We start from the raw sequence: 14871 nt of genomic DNA, 5'->3' as shown, positions 1-14871 counted from the left end.
TTTTATTCTGAGACTGCCTTTTTGGCGGGCTCGGAGGGCACTTGGCTACTTTTTGCCACTGAGACGGCTTTTTTGGCGGGCTCAGCTTGCTTTTGTGGGGGTTGGGGGCTTTTTCTCTTCCGAGACTGCCTTTTGGGCGGGCTCGGAGGGCACTTGACTACTTCTTGCCGCTGAGACGGCTTTTTTGGCGGGCTCAGCTTGCTTTTGCGGGGGTTGGGGGCTTTTTCTCTTCCGAGACTGCCTTTTGGGCGGGCTCGGAGGGCACTTGGCTACTTCTTGCCGCTGATACGGCTTTTTGGGCGGGCTCAGCTTGCTTTTGCGGGGGTTGGGGGCTTTTTTATTCTGAGACTGCCTTTTTGGCGGGCTCGGAGGGCACTTGGCTACTTTTTGCCACTGAGACTGCTTTTTTGGCGGGCTCAGCTTGCTTTTGCGGGGGTTGGGGGCTTTTTTCTTCCGAGACAGCCTTTTTGGCAGGCTCGGAGGGCACTTGGCTACTTTTTGCGGCTGAGACTGCTTTTTGGGGCGGGCTCAGCCCATCCCTCAAGTTAGTGCGGCGCACACGCACAACAGCAAACAGGCTCCCCCATAAGGGGAGTCTGTCAGTCTCTCTTTCCCTGCCTAAGCCTCGGCGGCTTTGGCGAACTGCGTGCTGTACAGCCTTGCGTACAGCCCATCCAAAGCGAGCAGCTCGCTGTGCGTGCCCCGCTCCACGACGCTGCCCGCTTCGATCACCAGAATGTGATCGGCGGCCAGCACCGTGGAGAGCCGGTGCGCGATAACGAGCGTCGTGCGCCCTTGCATCAGCTCCTCGAGCGCCGCCTGCACATAGGACTCGGATTCCGAGTCCAAGTGCGACGTCGCCTCATCGAGGATGAGGATGCGCGGGCGCTTCAGGATCGCGCGAGCAATCGCGATTCGCTGGCGCTCGCCGCCGGACAGGCGGTGTCCGCGCTCTCCAACCATGGTGTCATACCCTTCGGGTAGCGACATGATGAAGTCGTGGATGTAGGCTTGGCGGGCCGCAGCCTCCATCTCCTCACGCGTAGCGTCCTCCCGCGCGAAGCGCAGGTTGTCGCCAATCGTCGCGTGGAACAGAAACGACTCCTGCGTCACGTAGGCGATCTGCGAACGCAGCGTAGCCAGCTGGACGTCACGAACGTCCACGCCATCCACCTCGACGATGCCCTCCGTCGGGTCATACAGCCGCGCGATCATGCCGATCAGCGTTGATTTCCCAGCGCCGCTTGGTCCGACAAGCGCGATCATCTCTCCTGGCTGCGCTTCGAAGGTAACGTTCCGCAGCGCATACTGCCCAGGTTGATAAGCAAAAGAAACCTGCTTATACGCCACACGCCCCGCCGCCAGCCCGAGCGGCCGCGCATCCTTGCGGTCCAGCACATCCGGCACCATGTCCTGATATTCAAAAATCCGCTGGAACACCCCTAGCGCGGTAGCTACTTCGACCTGCAGGTTAAGCAGCGTGGCTACCGGCATATACAACCGTCCAAGATACGCTGCGAACGCGACAATCGCGCCCAGCGTCATACTGCCGGATATGACCGAGTAACCGCCATACATATAAATAATCGCTGTACCCAGCGGTCCCAGCGTATTCGTTGCCATCCCAAACCAGCGGCCAACGAGATTAAGACGCAGCTCCAAATCCATGACCTTTTGATTCATCGCTGTGAATTCCTTCTCCTGCTGCTGCTCTCTGCCAAAAATGCGTGTCAGCAAAGCACCGGAGATGCCGAAATTTTCGCTAAGCTGCGAAGAGATATCCGAACGCACCTTTTGCGTTTCGGTGCGAAGTGTTTTTCGCAACTTGGATACTTTTTTCACCGGAAGCATAAAGAGAGGAAGAATCAGCACGGAGATAATCGCTAATTTCCAATCCAACGCAAACAAAATGCCAATGGTCGAAACAACAACGACAATCTGCGTGATCGAGGAAACAACGAGCGAGGTGACGACACTTTGCACAGCCTGCACATCTCCCGTTATGCGCTGAACGATTTCGCCCGACCGGGCATCCGTGAAGAACGCCATGGATTGGCGCTGCAAATTATGGAAGAGCGACTGCCCTAAATCCCGAATAACCCCTTGGGTGACCTTGGTATTCAAATGATTTTGCCACACGCCCAGCATACCGCTTAAGACCGGCAGAACAACCATCAGCAGCGCCATTTCGGCTAGAATCTTCATATTTCCTTGCGGAATCGCCTTATCGATGATTTCTTTCATAACAAGCGGCGGGATCAAGCCAACTATCGCAGCAAGCAGCGCCAATCCAATAATGACGGCCAACTGTCCTTTATACCCCCGAAATAACCCCAAAATCCTTTTGATCGAAACATCCTTTAACTTCGCCTTAGGCCGATTCCTGTCAGATAACCGCCCCATACCTCCTGGTCCCATCATTCATCTCTCCGTTCCATCCTAAGCTGTTTATCTGATAGGGAAAGCATACTGAATCGCCCGTGTCACTTCATCCGCCATCCTGAGCACATGGTAGAGGGAAGTGGTTTGTAAAATATTATACTGCCTGGGGCCATCCGTATTCACAATAGCTGCAATCGTATAATCGCCAACCTGCGGCAGCACCTTGCCTACTGACTTTCCAGGTGCCAACGGCTGATTGGATACTTGAAACATACCTACGGACAGCTTCAGTCCCAAACAAGCGTCTATGGCGACGACCACACAACCCTCCGGAACCTCCTGCAGCCGGGTTTCAATATTACTGGCATCACAAGGTGCCTCTAATGTCCCGATTACATACCGATAGCCAAGCTCCACCAGCTTGCTGCCCACCAAAGGTCCAAGTGAATCTCCGGTAGATCGATCTGTTCCTATGCATACAAAAGCCAACAGATCCGGCTCCATTCCTGCTTCAATCCTTAACGTTCCCAGAAATAGGGCGAGCTGCTCGCCATTAAGCTTTTTCCAATAGTTCTCGCTGGGCTGCGACCGTTTCTCCGCCATCCTTGCCTCCTTCACACGCATCTTGCCAAATTTCCCCTCATCCCAGATGAATGATATAATGCGGTCAACTTCTATTCTTTCATAAGGAGGTAGGCCATGTCCACCCTCGGCATCATCGCAATCCTGACCCTCCTCTACTGGCTTTATATCACGTATGATGCGCACAATGGCATGCATCTTCTGTATACACTGCCTAGATCCCTCAAGCTTCCGGACAAGCCTCCGCTTGTTTCAGTCATTATTGCTGCCAAGGAAGAGGAAAGCACCATTCTCGAAACGGTCCGTCACCTGCTTTCGCAAAATTATCCGCGATTGGAGATCATTGCAGTTAATGACCGCTCTCAGGATGCCACCGGCGTCCGACTTGATGAACTACGAAGATGGTCGCAGAACAAATCGGAGATTTCTACACCGCTCAAAATCATCCACATCACGCACTTGCCCGATGGCTGGCTTGGCAAAAACCATGCCCTGTATCAAGGCTACCAGCAGACTAGAGGGCAATATTTGCTTTTTACAGATGCCGATATTCTCTTCTCGCCAAATGCCATTACGGATGCTGTCACTTACATGAAAGAGCAAGACGTGCAGCATCTTACCTTGACGCCCAATATGATTGCGCGAGGAGCTCTGCTCAAAGGCTTCGTTCATTTCTTTCTCTTTTCATTCTCGCTGTTCGTTCGTCCATGGCGTGCCAATCTGGATAATGCCCGTGAGCCTGGCATCGGAATCGGCGCTTTCAATATGGTAAGCCGCAGCGCCTATGAAGCCATCGGTACTCACAAAGCCATTGCGCTAAGACCTGATGATGATCTTCAATTAGGCATTTCTCTCAAAAAAGCAGGCTTTCGTCAGAAGGTTCTATCCGGCAAGCATATCCTGCAAGTGGAATGGTACCCTACTCTGAAGGCTGCTGTCATTGGGCTGGAGAAGAACCTGTTTTCTGGCTTCCGCTACAGCTATTCGATCGCTTTACTTGCTTGTCTTGGGCAGCTGATCTTTTTTATCCTGCCTTGGCTAGGTCTGATTAGTCTTTGGGATTGGCGGGGAGCGATATATGGGCTCGATGTCATCCTGCAGATTTGGCTGTATCGCAAGCTTATGTCACGCCTGATGGACAAACGCGCTGAGGAAGCCTACCTGCTTCCTGTCAGTGCCTCTCTGCTCCTCTATACCATCATCAGATCCGTCTGGCTTACCTGGAAACAAGGTGGCATCTATTGGAGAGGAACGTTTTATTCCCTGCGCGAATTAAAGAAGAAATGACCTCAGAAAGGAAGTTAACCGCAATGCCGCATAAGCGCTACCGCTTCTTGTCACACACATTTATCATGAGCTGTTTGCTTTCAGCCGCCATTATTCTGCCTGCTTCTGTTTCCGCTCAAGGCACTGTCCAAACTCATAGTCAGACTATTTCCTATAATGGAAAATCCTTTACTGCGCAGTGGGTCACCGTCGATCTTACCGATCCCTACTTGCGTGTTAAGCCAGTTACCGCTGAGGAAGGTATTGGGCATGATGAAGCTTTCTCTTCCATGCTAAGCAGAAATCATGCGATCGCGGGAATTAATGGGACTTTTTTTGACTCTTATGAAAAAGATGAAACCAAGCGCTACCCAAACGGATTGCTTGTTAGCTCCGGCGAAATCATTCATTCCGGTGTAAATCCGGCCTTCCTCGTGAACGCAAACAAAACCGCTGGCTTGCAGCGCGTGCAAACCGAGCAGCAGATAAACGTTACGCATCAAAACAAAGCCTACAAGTTCACTGCATGGGGCGTAAATAAGTATTGGGGCGAGGATGTCGACGATCAAGTCGTCTGGTACACCCGTGACTTCGGCTCCTCTATTCAATTTCCCAACTCAACGAAAATTGTCATAAGAGAAGGTCTAGTTACCGTTATTACGACGGATAGCGTCAACATGCCGGAAGATGGGTATGTTCTCTTAGTAGGCAATAGCGCAAATAATCGCACCCATGTGCTGCCGAGTATCCATGTCGGGGATACAGCGAAGTTAATTTCTTCTCTTCATAATGAAGATACGGGCGCTGCGGTTCAACTGCCGGCGATCGATGCCGCTATTGGAGCAGGACCTCATCTCCTCACGGACGGTGTTGTTGATTTAGATGCTGAGCGGGATGGTTTTACGGACCCTAAAATTACGACAGGCGCTAATGTTCGCAGCTTCATTGGAGTCGACGCTTCCCGTCAACTTGTGATGGGGACGCTTTCTACGGCTACGATGGCTGATATGGCGCAGGTGCTTTTGAAACTAGGACTGACGGATGCTATGAATTTGGACGGGGGAGCAAGCTCAGCGTTGTATGCGAACGGCTCCATGCTGCGAAGTCCGGGACGTGCGCTCAGCAATGCGTTCGTGGTAGAGCGGTTGGATCATCCACAGATTCAACTTGAGGTGAATGGACAATTCGTCCATGAATTTCGAGGATATTTATTGCAAGAAACCAGTATGGTCCCTTTTCGCGGGATACTGGAAAGAATCGGTGCCAAGTTTGAATGGCAAGGCGATACCCGTACATTAAGCGTACAATATGGGACAACGCGACTTGAGCTTCATCCGGATCAATCCGTCATGCAAGTAAACGGCAAATCCGTTGCGCTTCCTGAGGCGCCTACTATCGTAGACGGTCATATTTATATGCCGCTTAGGGCGATCATGGAATCCTTGGGCGGAAGTGTCAAGTGGGATCAAGCCCTCTATCGGGCAGCCCTTACATTTTAATGGTTTAGTGTACGCGATTCATTCGGACAACACGGTAGTACAACTGGCTGCTCACCTCTTGCTCGACTTCCAAATAACCCTCTACATGCACATAGTCGCCTATCATGAAGGACGTGGCATCCGAGGAGCTTGCGTGTGTCAGAAAAAGTAGAGCAGCCTTTTCATTCCCTACCACGAAGCCAACTTGTTCTTTCACTTGGAATTTATCCAGAACGGTTCCATGATGCGACCTTGCAATATGGTGAAACCGCCAAGAAGCATCCTCTTTTATTATAAAATAGAGCACACGATTTCTCTGATTATTACTGAATTCCCTTGTAACGCCGATCATGCGAATATGTTCGCTCAAGCTTAGATACTCATCAATCACATAGGATTTCAATCGCAGGCGCTGTTTGTTTTTGTGTTGAATATAGGCTTCCATCTCTTCGATCGATCTCTGATCTTTGGGATCTTGCTTCGTCGCATAAAACACTTCTCTTATAAACGTATCCGTTTGTAAGCTTCTTGCCCCTTTGAAATGGTTGTACGTACGAAAAAATTGATCTATCACGTCACGAAGCTCTTCCGGAATAGCAGGCCCTTGTTCCACGGTATACACGCTATCGGCTTGATCCGAATGTTTTCTTTTGTGAAACCAGCTTTTCCAGACACTTAATTGCATCGCGATCGTGTCACCTGCTCTTTCTTCCAAACATTTCTTCATTATAGGCTAAAATCCATAAAAATTCGATAAAAATCGCAAGATTCCGCACAAAAAAAGAACATCTGCTTTCTATGCTTCCGGTTGAAAGATTCATAGAGAACACATGTTCGATGAAGTTGTTAATTACAAGACTCTTTTCGCTCCGACGTACCTTGCACTCCAATACGAGCTGGAAAGACTCTCCACGGTAACGCCTCTGGAAGTAGTAGCTGAAATGAATTGATCATTGCCCAAATAAATGCCTACATGATTCACCGTTTTGGCGGCGAAGAAAACCAAATCCCCAACCTTCAAATCTGTCACCGAATTGCTTAACGAACTATGCATCTCGGCCGATGTTCGAGGCAGATCAATGCCTTTGGTCTCAAACACATAACGCACAAATCCGGAACAATCAAACCCTCTTGGCGTCGTGCCTCCCCAAGCATAAGGAACCCCCATGTACGCATTGGCAGTCTGCACAATCTGATCCGTCAAAGATGGAGCAGGCGGAGCAGCCACAGCGGCGGCTTTCACGACGGGTGGCGGTGCAATCCAAGCTGGCTTGTGTGACTTGTTGTCCACATCCACAATCGCAATCTGATTAGCATCATTCCATTCTATCGGGGAACCGAACGTTTCTGTAATGAAACGCAGCGGAACATATGTATTGCCTTGATAGACGGTTGGGCTGCTCTCTAAGCTGATCTTCTTGCTGTTGACAATGGCTTGCTGCTGATCTGTGATCAATAGAATGGACTGCTGCTTGTTCAGCAGTGTGACCACAATCGCGTCTGCTTGCTTAGCCCAGCTAACCTGATAGCCAAGCTTCTCAGATAGAACTCTGAGTGGAACCTGCATGACACCTTGTTCATCAATGTAAGGCTGTACTTCCGGAAACTGCAGCAATTCGTCGTTGACCTGAACTTTCACGGGACGGTCAGCTGGCGAAGCCTCTGCAACCGGTGCTGCAAAGAAGGGTACTGCGGCGCAAACTACTGCGCAGGAACCAATAAACCGTTTTGCCAAAACTTTCAAACCCTTGCCTCCTTGAAGCCTCCGAGGTTAGTTGACGGGTTCGGGAAGAGGTTCCCTAGCGCACTTGGCAAGCCAAGTGATCATTCACCCCAAGTAAAGAAGTCCCCCGTACCATGAGCTTTTGCTGCTCTTGGATTCGGCATTTTTTGTCTATGATAGACTAGCACAGTTCGACTCATAGTTACAACTTTTGCGAAATGGAAACTATTACCGAAACGGATTGCTAGCCTATTTAATAGCCAATAACGGCTAAGGCGCGATCACTAATCGTGTTCAAGGCTGCGATCTCAGCTGCGGATAAGGACAGGGCTGCCGCTTGTAAATTGTTTGCCAGATGATGCTCGTCCTGTGTGCCGATAATCGCGGATGTCAGCGCTTCTTGATGCAGCAGCCATGCAATAGCAATTTGGGTGACGTTCGTGCCTTTGGCAACAGCCATCTCTTGCATGGCCTCCAGCAGCTCTTTCTCCGCGAGCAAATGCTCAGGCAGGAACAGCCTTCTTTCAGCTCGGAAATCCCCCTCCTTAAGCGCCTTCCCTTGTAAATGAAAAGCACCTGTCAGGATGCCCTTGGCTATGGAGCTGTAACTCATAATGCCAATGTGGTGCTCTTGGCAAAAAGGAACCATTTCATTCTCAATAGCTCTATGCAATAGGCTGTATTCAGGTTGAATTACATCAATTTGCCCATACTTCACTGCTTCCTTGAGCTGATCTATGGAGAAATTGGATACGCCAATGGCTCGAATCAGCCCTTCTTCCTTCAACTTCACAAATTCAGACAATGTCTCTTCAACCGGCACGTCAAAACTAGGCCAGTGAATATAATAAATATCGATATAGTCTGTTTTTAAACGCTTCAAACTATTTTCAGCAGACCTGCGGACGTCCTGAGCTTTTAAATTACTGCGGCTGACTTTGGTCGTAAGGATGCACTCTTTGCGTACGTCACCCAAAGCCTCTCCGACAACTTCTTCGGAATGTCCATTGCCATACCCTTCCGCTGTATCAAAGGTGGTAATGCCCAGCTCATATGCTTTCCGAAGGAGCTGAATGTTGTTCTGGTCGTTCGTGAACTCCCAAGGACCTCCTCCCAGCTCCCAGCAGCCAAAAGTTATCGTCGAGATATCAAAACCAGTTCGTCCTAATTTCTTTACGTTCATATTCGCCGACCTCTTTCCTAATGTTATTTTGCCTAAACAATGCACACGTTAACAATAATAAGTATACGCTTCCATATCTTCTTTGCCAAGATAGGATGACATTCGATTCACATTAGTGTTAGGATAGTAGATGCTCGGCAGTGAAAGCAGTGGTTTTCACAAATCTTAAGTTAACTATGAACTTGTGACTGAATCGAACGTCATATTCATATCCTAATTATAATCTCTTATACAGCCAGGTGAATCTCATGAAAAGAACACGAACAATGTGGGCAATAACTGCCCTGATACCACTTGCTCTAGCAGGGTGCGAGCAATCCTCCACAGCTGTGCAAACCTTAAATTCACAAAAAACGGCGCCTGCTGCCCTAGTCTCTCCAACGCCAGCGGCTTCTCCGGCACCTTCTGCCAAACCAGGTGCTGCGAGCAGCCCTGACACCAAAGAACAAGACTCCATCGGTCAAGAAGTCGGCTCACCCAAAGAAGAACCCGTTATCGTGAAGTCGAGCCAATCTGCCCGGGTCTCCGCACTGAAACCTGTGTTCAGCGTGGGGAAGGGAACGGTCGCGATCACCATCGACGACGGACCCACCAAAGATACCTCCAAGCTGTTAAAAATCCTGAAAGAGCTGGACACACATGTCACCTTCTTTTTCCTTGGACAAAATGCCGAAAAATATCACGAATCTGTCTCGCAGGCCGTGTACGATGGGCATGTTGTAGGGTATCATTCCGATACCCACCCTCAAATGACCAAAATGAGCTACGACGATCAGCTCAAAGAGTTCAAGTCTGGCCTCGACAAGCTCACCAAATGGGACAAAAATCCGATAACGTTATTCCGTCCACCTTACGGTGCTTACAATAACGATACGAAACTCATTACGGAAGACAACCATATGAGCATGGTGCTGTGGAACGAAGACACCAAGGACTGGTCATCCACCAACGCCGCAGCCATTGCCAAAAGCGTTCTCGCCCAAGTCCAATCCGGCAGCATTATCGTCATGCATGATCACCCTTCAACGATCGCCGCACTCCCTGATATTATTAAAGGCATTAAAAGTAAAGGCTATAAATTAGTTACCATTCCGAGCAAATAATTCGTAAGACGCGGCACCTGCTGCGTCATCCTTTCCGGGCTGTTCTACAAGTAGAAAACACTACTTGAGGGCAGCCTGTTTGTTTGCGTGCTTCCTCGCGCCTCCGAGCCAGTGACTGCTGGCTTCTTAGGCCCCCGGATTCCGGCTGTGTATTTCATAAACCTGCAAAAGTGCATCTTTTTTCTCGATGGAATCGTATAAAACGGGAAATTCCTGCGATTCTGCAGGCTTTTGAGGCCTTTTTCTGATTTCAGGCTAGAAAAGCTTGAAAAGCCTGCACTATTGCAGGCTTTTCTCCTTTTCTAGTGATTTCGTTGAAAAAGCCTGCACTTTCGCAGGCTTTCAGGCTCTGTGAACCATCAGCCCTGCTCAATGGTAGCCACGGGCACAAAACATATGGAGTTGAAAGATACTCCACTCTTTAAGGCAACCTCCACAGTAAAAATAGCTCAAGAGTCGGCCGCTTCTCCAAGCTCAGTAGGCTACCCACGGCCAGAGTAATCCAAATTTCTGACTATGTAGCTTCCTATGTATGCCATCAGCGAAATTGTGGGACGCGCGACCAACTTAGATAGTTCTCCTATGCAAGCACGAAAAATCGCCTGCCCCAACGGCTGCAACTACTCTTCTACTCTTCTACTCTTCTCTACTTCTTTTCTTCTTTTCTTCTTTTCTTCCCTTCTACACTTCTCTACTTCTCTACTTCTCTACTTCTCTCTTTACTTTCTCTCCCTTCCTTCTCACATTCCCCATCTATCCATCAATCCAGCCCCCCACTTCCTACTCTAGATTCCCTCCCCATACTCGCTCTTTTTCCCTGTTCTACTTCCCCTTGTCCTCCTTCTCCTCCCTCCATCCCACTTCACTCGCTTCCTTCCACATTCCCCATCTATCCACTTCCTACTCTAGATTCCCTCCCCATACTAGCTCTTCTTCCCTTTTCTACTTCTCCATATCCTCCTTCTCCTCCCTCCATCCCACTTCTCTCCCTTTCTTCTCACATTCCCCACCTATCCATCAATCCATCAATCCAGCCCCCCACTTCCTACTCTAGATTCCCTCCTCATACTCGCTCTTCTTCCCTTTTCTACTTCCCCTTGTCCTCCTTCTCTTCCCTCCCCTTCCCAAAAAAGACAAAAAAAAGACCACCCGAAGGTGGTCTTTTCTAAAAACTCTAAAGCGGGCGGCGGGAATCGAACCCGCGCGATCAGCTTGGAAGGCTGAAGTTCTACCATTAAACTACGCCCGCGCGTTATAAAATTGATGGTCGGGACGACACGATTTGAACATGCGACCCCCTGCTCCCAAAGCAGGTGCTCTACCAAGCTGAGCTACGTCCCGAAGTCGTCTTACATGGTGAAAATGGCGCGCCCTGAGAGATTCGAACTCCCGACCTTTTGATTCGTAGTCAAATACTCTATCCAGCTGAGCTAAGGGCGCATATAAAATTGGAGCGGAAGACGGGGATCGAACCCGCGACCCTCGCCTTGGCAAGGCGATGCTCTACCGCTGAGCCACTTCCGCATGGGTCAATTACTTGCCGCTTTCGTTGATGTTTCTCAGAGGCGACAAGGAATAATATATCAGGATTCCAAGACAATTGCAAATGTTTTTTATTATCTTTTTTTTATTTGATGAAAACACCGCCAAAAGGGATGACTTCTTTCGCAATACGGCGAAGCAAACTATCGCTCTGCATATGCTCATCCAGCTTGCGATCCGGCTTGCAGGGCTGCATCAATACATGCCCCTTCCCCGTTATCTCCCAATGATAATTCATATGCTGGCTCGCCAGCGTATTCCCATACACACATAAACGCAGCTGAGCATTCCGCGGGTAAGCGACAAGGCAGCTAATATCGACGTACAGGGGCTCCTTCGCATCCAACGCCATTTGATAGATCGGTCCAGTAGTTAGAAGCCCTAATGTGCCGGGACCTTTAAACAGCATCTTCACGAGATCCTGCGTGATCAATGTATTTTTAACATTTTGCAAATGGGAAGTAAAACTAACCCCCTCTGTATAGAACAGGACATGCCGAAATTCATACAAGAGGTCATCATCAGGTCCAATAGGCACAACCGCCATGCTGTACCCTTCGGGCAGTCCTAACATTACATTGGCCGGGCCGCGCACACGCGACTGGATAAAACGTTTTTTCCTGTACATGCTGGGCAGCTTCATCAAAGAATCTTCTCGCTGAGCTGACTTCCCCTGGAACGCTACGATCTGATTGGGATGCAGCACGTGAACGGACTCATCCTTATCTAGGCGCAAAGTGGCCATCCTTGCCTGTGAGCTTGATTTCTCGAAGGATACTTCCATCTCTGCCGACCTCCCCATTAGCTAAAACTTATTATCTCATATGACGCTTCTGCCTCCGCCAGACGATAAATCGAAACACGCGGCCAAGCACAAAATAAAGCACCACTAATAAAACAGCCGTGACAGCCATATAAAGGATTTTCTTATTCCGCTTATCTTTATCTAGTGCAACCTGCTCCATTGCTTTCAAACGCTCTTGCAGCTGCTCATTTTCCTTCTTAAGCGCATCATTCTGCCCTAAAAGCTTCTCTTCTGTGTCTTTTGAACGCTGTATCGTTTCCGATAGCTTGTCCTTTTGATCCTCTAACTGCTGTTTAGTCGCCTCATAGTCCTTTTGAATTTGCTGCACATTCTCTGGAAGCTCATAAATATCTTTGATCCGATCCAACCAAGAAGCCTGGGCGGCAGATACAGGATACATAAACCCGATCAATATGACCAGTAGGCCTATACCTTTTACAATTCCAGCAATATAGCTTCTTTGTGCCTGCATCTGCTGCCCCTCCCCTGTGCTCAATTCGACATCTTCTTCTATCTTACCGCAAAAATCACCCCTCCACCACTTCTATCTCTTGAATAGGATACCGCAAAATTGTCTTCATTCTCGAAGGCTCTACTTTTCTCGGATCTGATAAATAAATCTCATGATGAAGCCCAGCAATGCGATATTTATGTTCAGCTAAATACTGATCGATTTGTTCCAAGGTCTCCGGTTCTGTCGCATAAGGCCCTACATGGAGCATTTGTACACATACGCCCTCCTGCAGGGATTCATACGCGATGCTCGAAATAACGCCCCGTTCTTTTTTCTTCGCCATCGCTTGGGTGCGAGCCTCTTCGAAACTCTCCGCCCTGACGAAATCAGGCATGCGAATCAACAGCTTCCAGCGCCATTCTTCCCTTGGAACGAGCAGGGCTTTGCTAACGTCTCCGTCCACCCACCACAAGCCCTCCAGCTTGGCCACAGTGAAGTCTTGCTCTTCTTTCTTATAAATCCCCTTGATCGTGTAAGAAAGCGTATAAAGTGCCTCCGCAGCCTGAGAGAAGGCATGGTCATCGGGGTCCCCCTGACCTTGAATTGTTACGTACCGTATAGGTTCGAATTCCACGATCTGTGGTTCTGTTGGTGCTGAGTAATAACTTTTATACGTTTTGGCTAAATCTAACTTATCCATGCTGTACCTCCTTTTTGGCTCTAGTATATAAAAGGATTCCTGACAGCTGTAAGTCAGTAGACATCAAAAAAAACTTACCCTTCGCCAAATATCGCGAAACAGGTAAGTCTCTTTTCATAAAATCATATGTAATTATTCCGCTGCCGGTGGCGTGAACGAGCGTTGTGCAAATTCAGCATCCAACATATAGAACGCGTTGCTGTCTTTGTCGATACGCTTAAGCTTATTGATAATGCTATCAAACATCGCTTCTTCTTCAACCTGCTCATCAATGAACCATTTGAGGAATTGCATCGTCGCATGCTCTCTATCATTCAGTGCCAGGTCAGACAGATGGTAAATTCGTCTTGTTACTTCTTGTTCATGCAGGTAAGCATGCTCGAAAGCGTCAAGAATCGACTTGTATTCATTGACAGGTGTTTCCATCCCGGCGAAAGATACCTTTTTACCGCGATCATTGATATATTTGAAAATCTTCATGGCATGGAACTTCTCTTCTTCCGCTTGTACCTTGAAAAAATTGGAGAAGCCATCCAAGCTCTCCGCCGCGCAATAGCCTGCAATCGCTAAATAGACGTGCGCGGAGTAAAACTCATAGTTCATTTGCTCATTGAGAGCACCAGTTAGTGTATCGTTTAACATTGATGCACACATCCCTTCTGTATGGTTATCTCTTGTTAATTCCCCATACATACAAGATTACCAGAACTCCGCATACAAATACAAACGGAAGTAATAATTTTAAAAGATCTATATTCATGCCATCACGCTTTCAGCTCTGGATTCAGCGATAATTTGTTTAATCTGAGCATAAAGTAAATCAGGTGAAGCCGCGCACAGCAATTCTTTTTTACCGATCATCGCGATACATTCTTTCTTGCAATGTTTGCAGTTGCCTAAGCAATCTTTCTTTTTCTGCTTGAGATCAGGATATTCATTTTTCAAGGATTTAAAAATTTGTTTGGACCCGAACTTCTCGTTTCTACAGCAGTATTTAATCGTCTTCATCTCGATCACTCCCCGCCAGTTGCATCAACCGCTATATTCGATATTAGTGATAATAATAATCAATGTCAACAGTGAATTCAATGAATGCAAAAAAAAGAGCCTTCCCTAGTCCTCGTAAAAGGAATAAAGAAAACTCTTTTGGCGATGCGGTCAAGAGGACTCGAACCTCCACGGGGGGTTAGCCCACACGGACCTGAACCGTGCGCGTCTGCCAATTCCGCCATGACCGCAAATAAAATAGACTTTGATCCAGGATCAAAGAATGGTGAGTCATGTAGGATTCGAACCTACGACACCCTGATTAAAAGTCAGGTGCTCTACCAACTGAGCTAATGACTCATGGCCAAGATTAAAAAAATGGCGGAGCTGACGGGATTCGAACCCGCGGTCTCCTGCGTGACAGGCAGGCATGTTAGGCCACTACACCACAGCTCCACACTATGTACATAATCTTCTGTAAGAAGATTGGTTGCGGGGGCAGGATTTGAACCTGCGGCCTTCGGGTTATGAGCCCGACGAGCTACCGGGCTGCTCCACCCCGCGTCATTAAGCATATAAGTTTCATGAATCCCAATTAAGGGATAATGGTGGAGGCTGACGGGATCGAACCGCCGACCCTCTGCTTGTAAGGCAGATGCTCTCCCA

The 14871-nt window shown here is 48.6% G+C and carries 13 protein-coding genes, 8 tRNA genes and 1 riboswitch; of the genes, 3 read left to right on the top strand and 18 right to left on the bottom strand.

Annotated elements, in window-relative coordinates:
- Positions 1 to 618: 618 nt before the first annotated feature.
- Together BC351_RS30950 and yyaC are read right to left on the bottom strand one after the other, a co-directional pair.
- Positions 619 to 2421, bottom strand: coding sequence for an ABC transporter ATP-binding protein (locus BC351_RS30950; protein WP_425270951.1), 1803 nt, complete (start codon positions 2419 to 2421; stop codon positions 619 to 621).
- 27 nt (positions 2422 to 2448) lie between these two features.
- Positions 2449 to 2985: a spore protease YyaC gene (yyaC, locus tag BC351_RS30945; protein WP_079418311.1), complete on the bottom strand. Its 537-nt coding sequence runs from the start codon at positions 2983 to 2985 to the stop codon at positions 2449 to 2451.
- Between the two features lie 96 nt (positions 2986 to 3081).
- On the opposite strand from yyaC, the gene BC351_RS30940 reads away from it, so the two are divergent.
- Both BC351_RS30940 and BC351_RS30935 read left to right on the top strand, forming a co-directional pair.
- Positions 3082 to 4251 (top strand): glycosyltransferase family 2 protein, encoded by a 1170-nt coding sequence (locus BC351_RS30940; protein ID WP_079418309.1) that lies wholly within the window; start codon positions 3082 to 3084, stop codon positions 4249 to 4251.
- Positions 4206 to 5729, top strand: a complete 1524-nt coding sequence (locus tag BC351_RS30935) for a phosphodiester glycosidase family protein (protein WP_144028579.1) — start codon at positions 4206 to 4208, stop codon at positions 5727 to 5729. The genes BC351_RS30940 and BC351_RS30935 overlap by 46 nt, the downstream gene beginning before the upstream one ends.
- Before the next feature lie 4 nt (positions 5730 to 5733).
- Here the strand turns inward: BC351_RS30935 and BC351_RS30930 are convergent, their stop codons facing one another.
- The 3 genes from BC351_RS30930 to BC351_RS30920 all read right to left on the bottom strand — a co-directional run bounded on the left by BC351_RS30930 (position 5734) and on the right by BC351_RS30920 (position 8614).
- Complete coding sequence (locus BC351_RS30930; RefSeq protein WP_079418305.1) at positions 5734 to 6435, bottom strand: hypothetical protein; 702 nt, start codon at positions 6433 to 6435, stop codon at positions 5734 to 5736.
- A gap of 123 nt (positions 6436 to 6558) precedes the next feature.
- Entirely contained in the window at positions 6559 to 7452 is an 894-nt protein-coding gene (locus BC351_RS30925) for a C40 family peptidase (RefSeq protein ID WP_244209229.1), read from the bottom strand.
- Position 7453: 1 nt separating this feature from the next.
- Positions 7454 to 7604: riboswitch (cyclic di-AMP (ydaO/yuaA leader) on the bottom strand.
- 80 nt (positions 7605 to 7684) lie between these two features.
- Complete coding sequence (locus BC351_RS30920; protein WP_079418303.1) at positions 7685 to 8614, bottom strand: aldo/keto reductase; 930 nt, start codon at positions 8612 to 8614, stop codon at positions 7685 to 7687.
- A 248-nt stretch (positions 8615 to 8862) separates the two neighbouring features.
- Between BC351_RS30920 and BC351_RS30915 the strand changes: the two genes are divergently transcribed.
- A complete protein-coding gene (locus BC351_RS30915; RefSeq protein ID WP_079418301.1) occupies positions 8863 to 9717 on the top strand; it encodes a polysaccharide deacetylase family protein in 855 nt (284 codons plus the stop codon).
- A gap of 1178 nt (positions 9718 to 10895) precedes the next feature.
- Here BC351_RS30915 and BC351_RS30910 read toward each other — a convergent pair.
- From BC351_RS30910 to BC351_RS30850, 13 genes are all read right to left on the bottom strand, one after another.
- Positions 10896 to 10966, bottom strand: a tRNA-Gly gene (locus BC351_RS30910).
- A 15-nt stretch (positions 10967 to 10981) separates the two neighbouring features.
- Positions 10982 to 11058 (bottom strand) — tRNA-Pro (locus BC351_RS30905).
- Positions 11059 to 11080: 22 nt separating this feature from the next.
- Positions 11081 to 11157, bottom strand: a tRNA-Arg gene (locus BC351_RS30900).
- A 9-nt stretch (positions 11158 to 11166) separates the two neighbouring features.
- A tRNA-Gly gene (locus BC351_RS30895) sits at positions 11167 to 11241 on the bottom strand.
- Between the two features lie 103 nt (positions 11242 to 11344).
- Positions 11345 to 12043 carry an AIM24 family protein gene (locus tag BC351_RS30890; RefSeq protein ID WP_079418299.1) on the bottom strand — a complete coding sequence of 233 codons (699 nt, stop codon included), beginning with the start codon at positions 12041 to 12043 and terminating at the stop codon, positions 11345 to 11347.
- A gap of 31 nt (positions 12044 to 12074) precedes the next feature.
- Positions 12075 to 12536, bottom strand: coding sequence for a hypothetical protein (locus tag BC351_RS30885; RefSeq protein WP_079418297.1), 462 nt, complete (start codon positions 12534 to 12536; stop codon positions 12075 to 12077).
- Between the two features lie 55 nt (positions 12537 to 12591).
- Positions 12592 to 13218 carry a GyrI-like domain-containing protein gene (locus tag BC351_RS30880; RefSeq protein ID WP_079418295.1) on the bottom strand — a complete coding sequence of 209 codons (627 nt, stop codon included), beginning with the start codon at positions 13216 to 13218 and terminating at the stop codon, positions 12592 to 12594.
- 132 nt (positions 13219 to 13350) lie between these two features.
- Positions 13351 to 13860 (bottom strand): ferritin, encoded by a 510-nt coding sequence (locus BC351_RS30875; protein ID WP_079418293.1) that lies wholly within the window; start codon positions 13858 to 13860, stop codon positions 13351 to 13353.
- 114 nt (positions 13861 to 13974) lie between these two features.
- The gene (locus tag BC351_RS30870; RefSeq protein WP_079418291.1) at positions 13975 to 14226 is read right to left on the bottom strand and encodes a DUF1450 domain-containing protein; all 252 of its coding nucleotides are present in this window, start codon (positions 14224 to 14226) and stop codon (positions 13975 to 13977) included.
- 145 nt (positions 14227 to 14371) lie between these two features.
- A tRNA-Leu gene (locus BC351_RS30865) sits at positions 14372 to 14456 on the bottom strand.
- 33 nt (positions 14457 to 14489) lie between these two features.
- Positions 14490 to 14565 (bottom strand) — tRNA-Lys (locus tag BC351_RS30860).
- A gap of 19 nt (positions 14566 to 14584) precedes the next feature.
- Positions 14585 to 14661: transfer RNA gene (locus BC351_RS30855), tRNA-Asp, on the bottom strand.
- Positions 14662 to 14692: 31 nt separating this feature from the next.
- Positions 14693 to 14769: transfer RNA gene (locus BC351_RS30850), tRNA-Met, on the bottom strand.
- Positions 14770 to 14871 lie beyond the last annotated feature (102 nt).

The organism is Paenibacillus ferrarius (assembly GCF_002027705.1).
GTDB lineage: Bacteria > Bacillota > Bacilli > Paenibacillales > NBRC-103111 > Paenibacillus_E > Paenibacillus_E ferrarius.
This window is presented reverse-complemented; position numbering and strand designations above follow the sequence as displayed.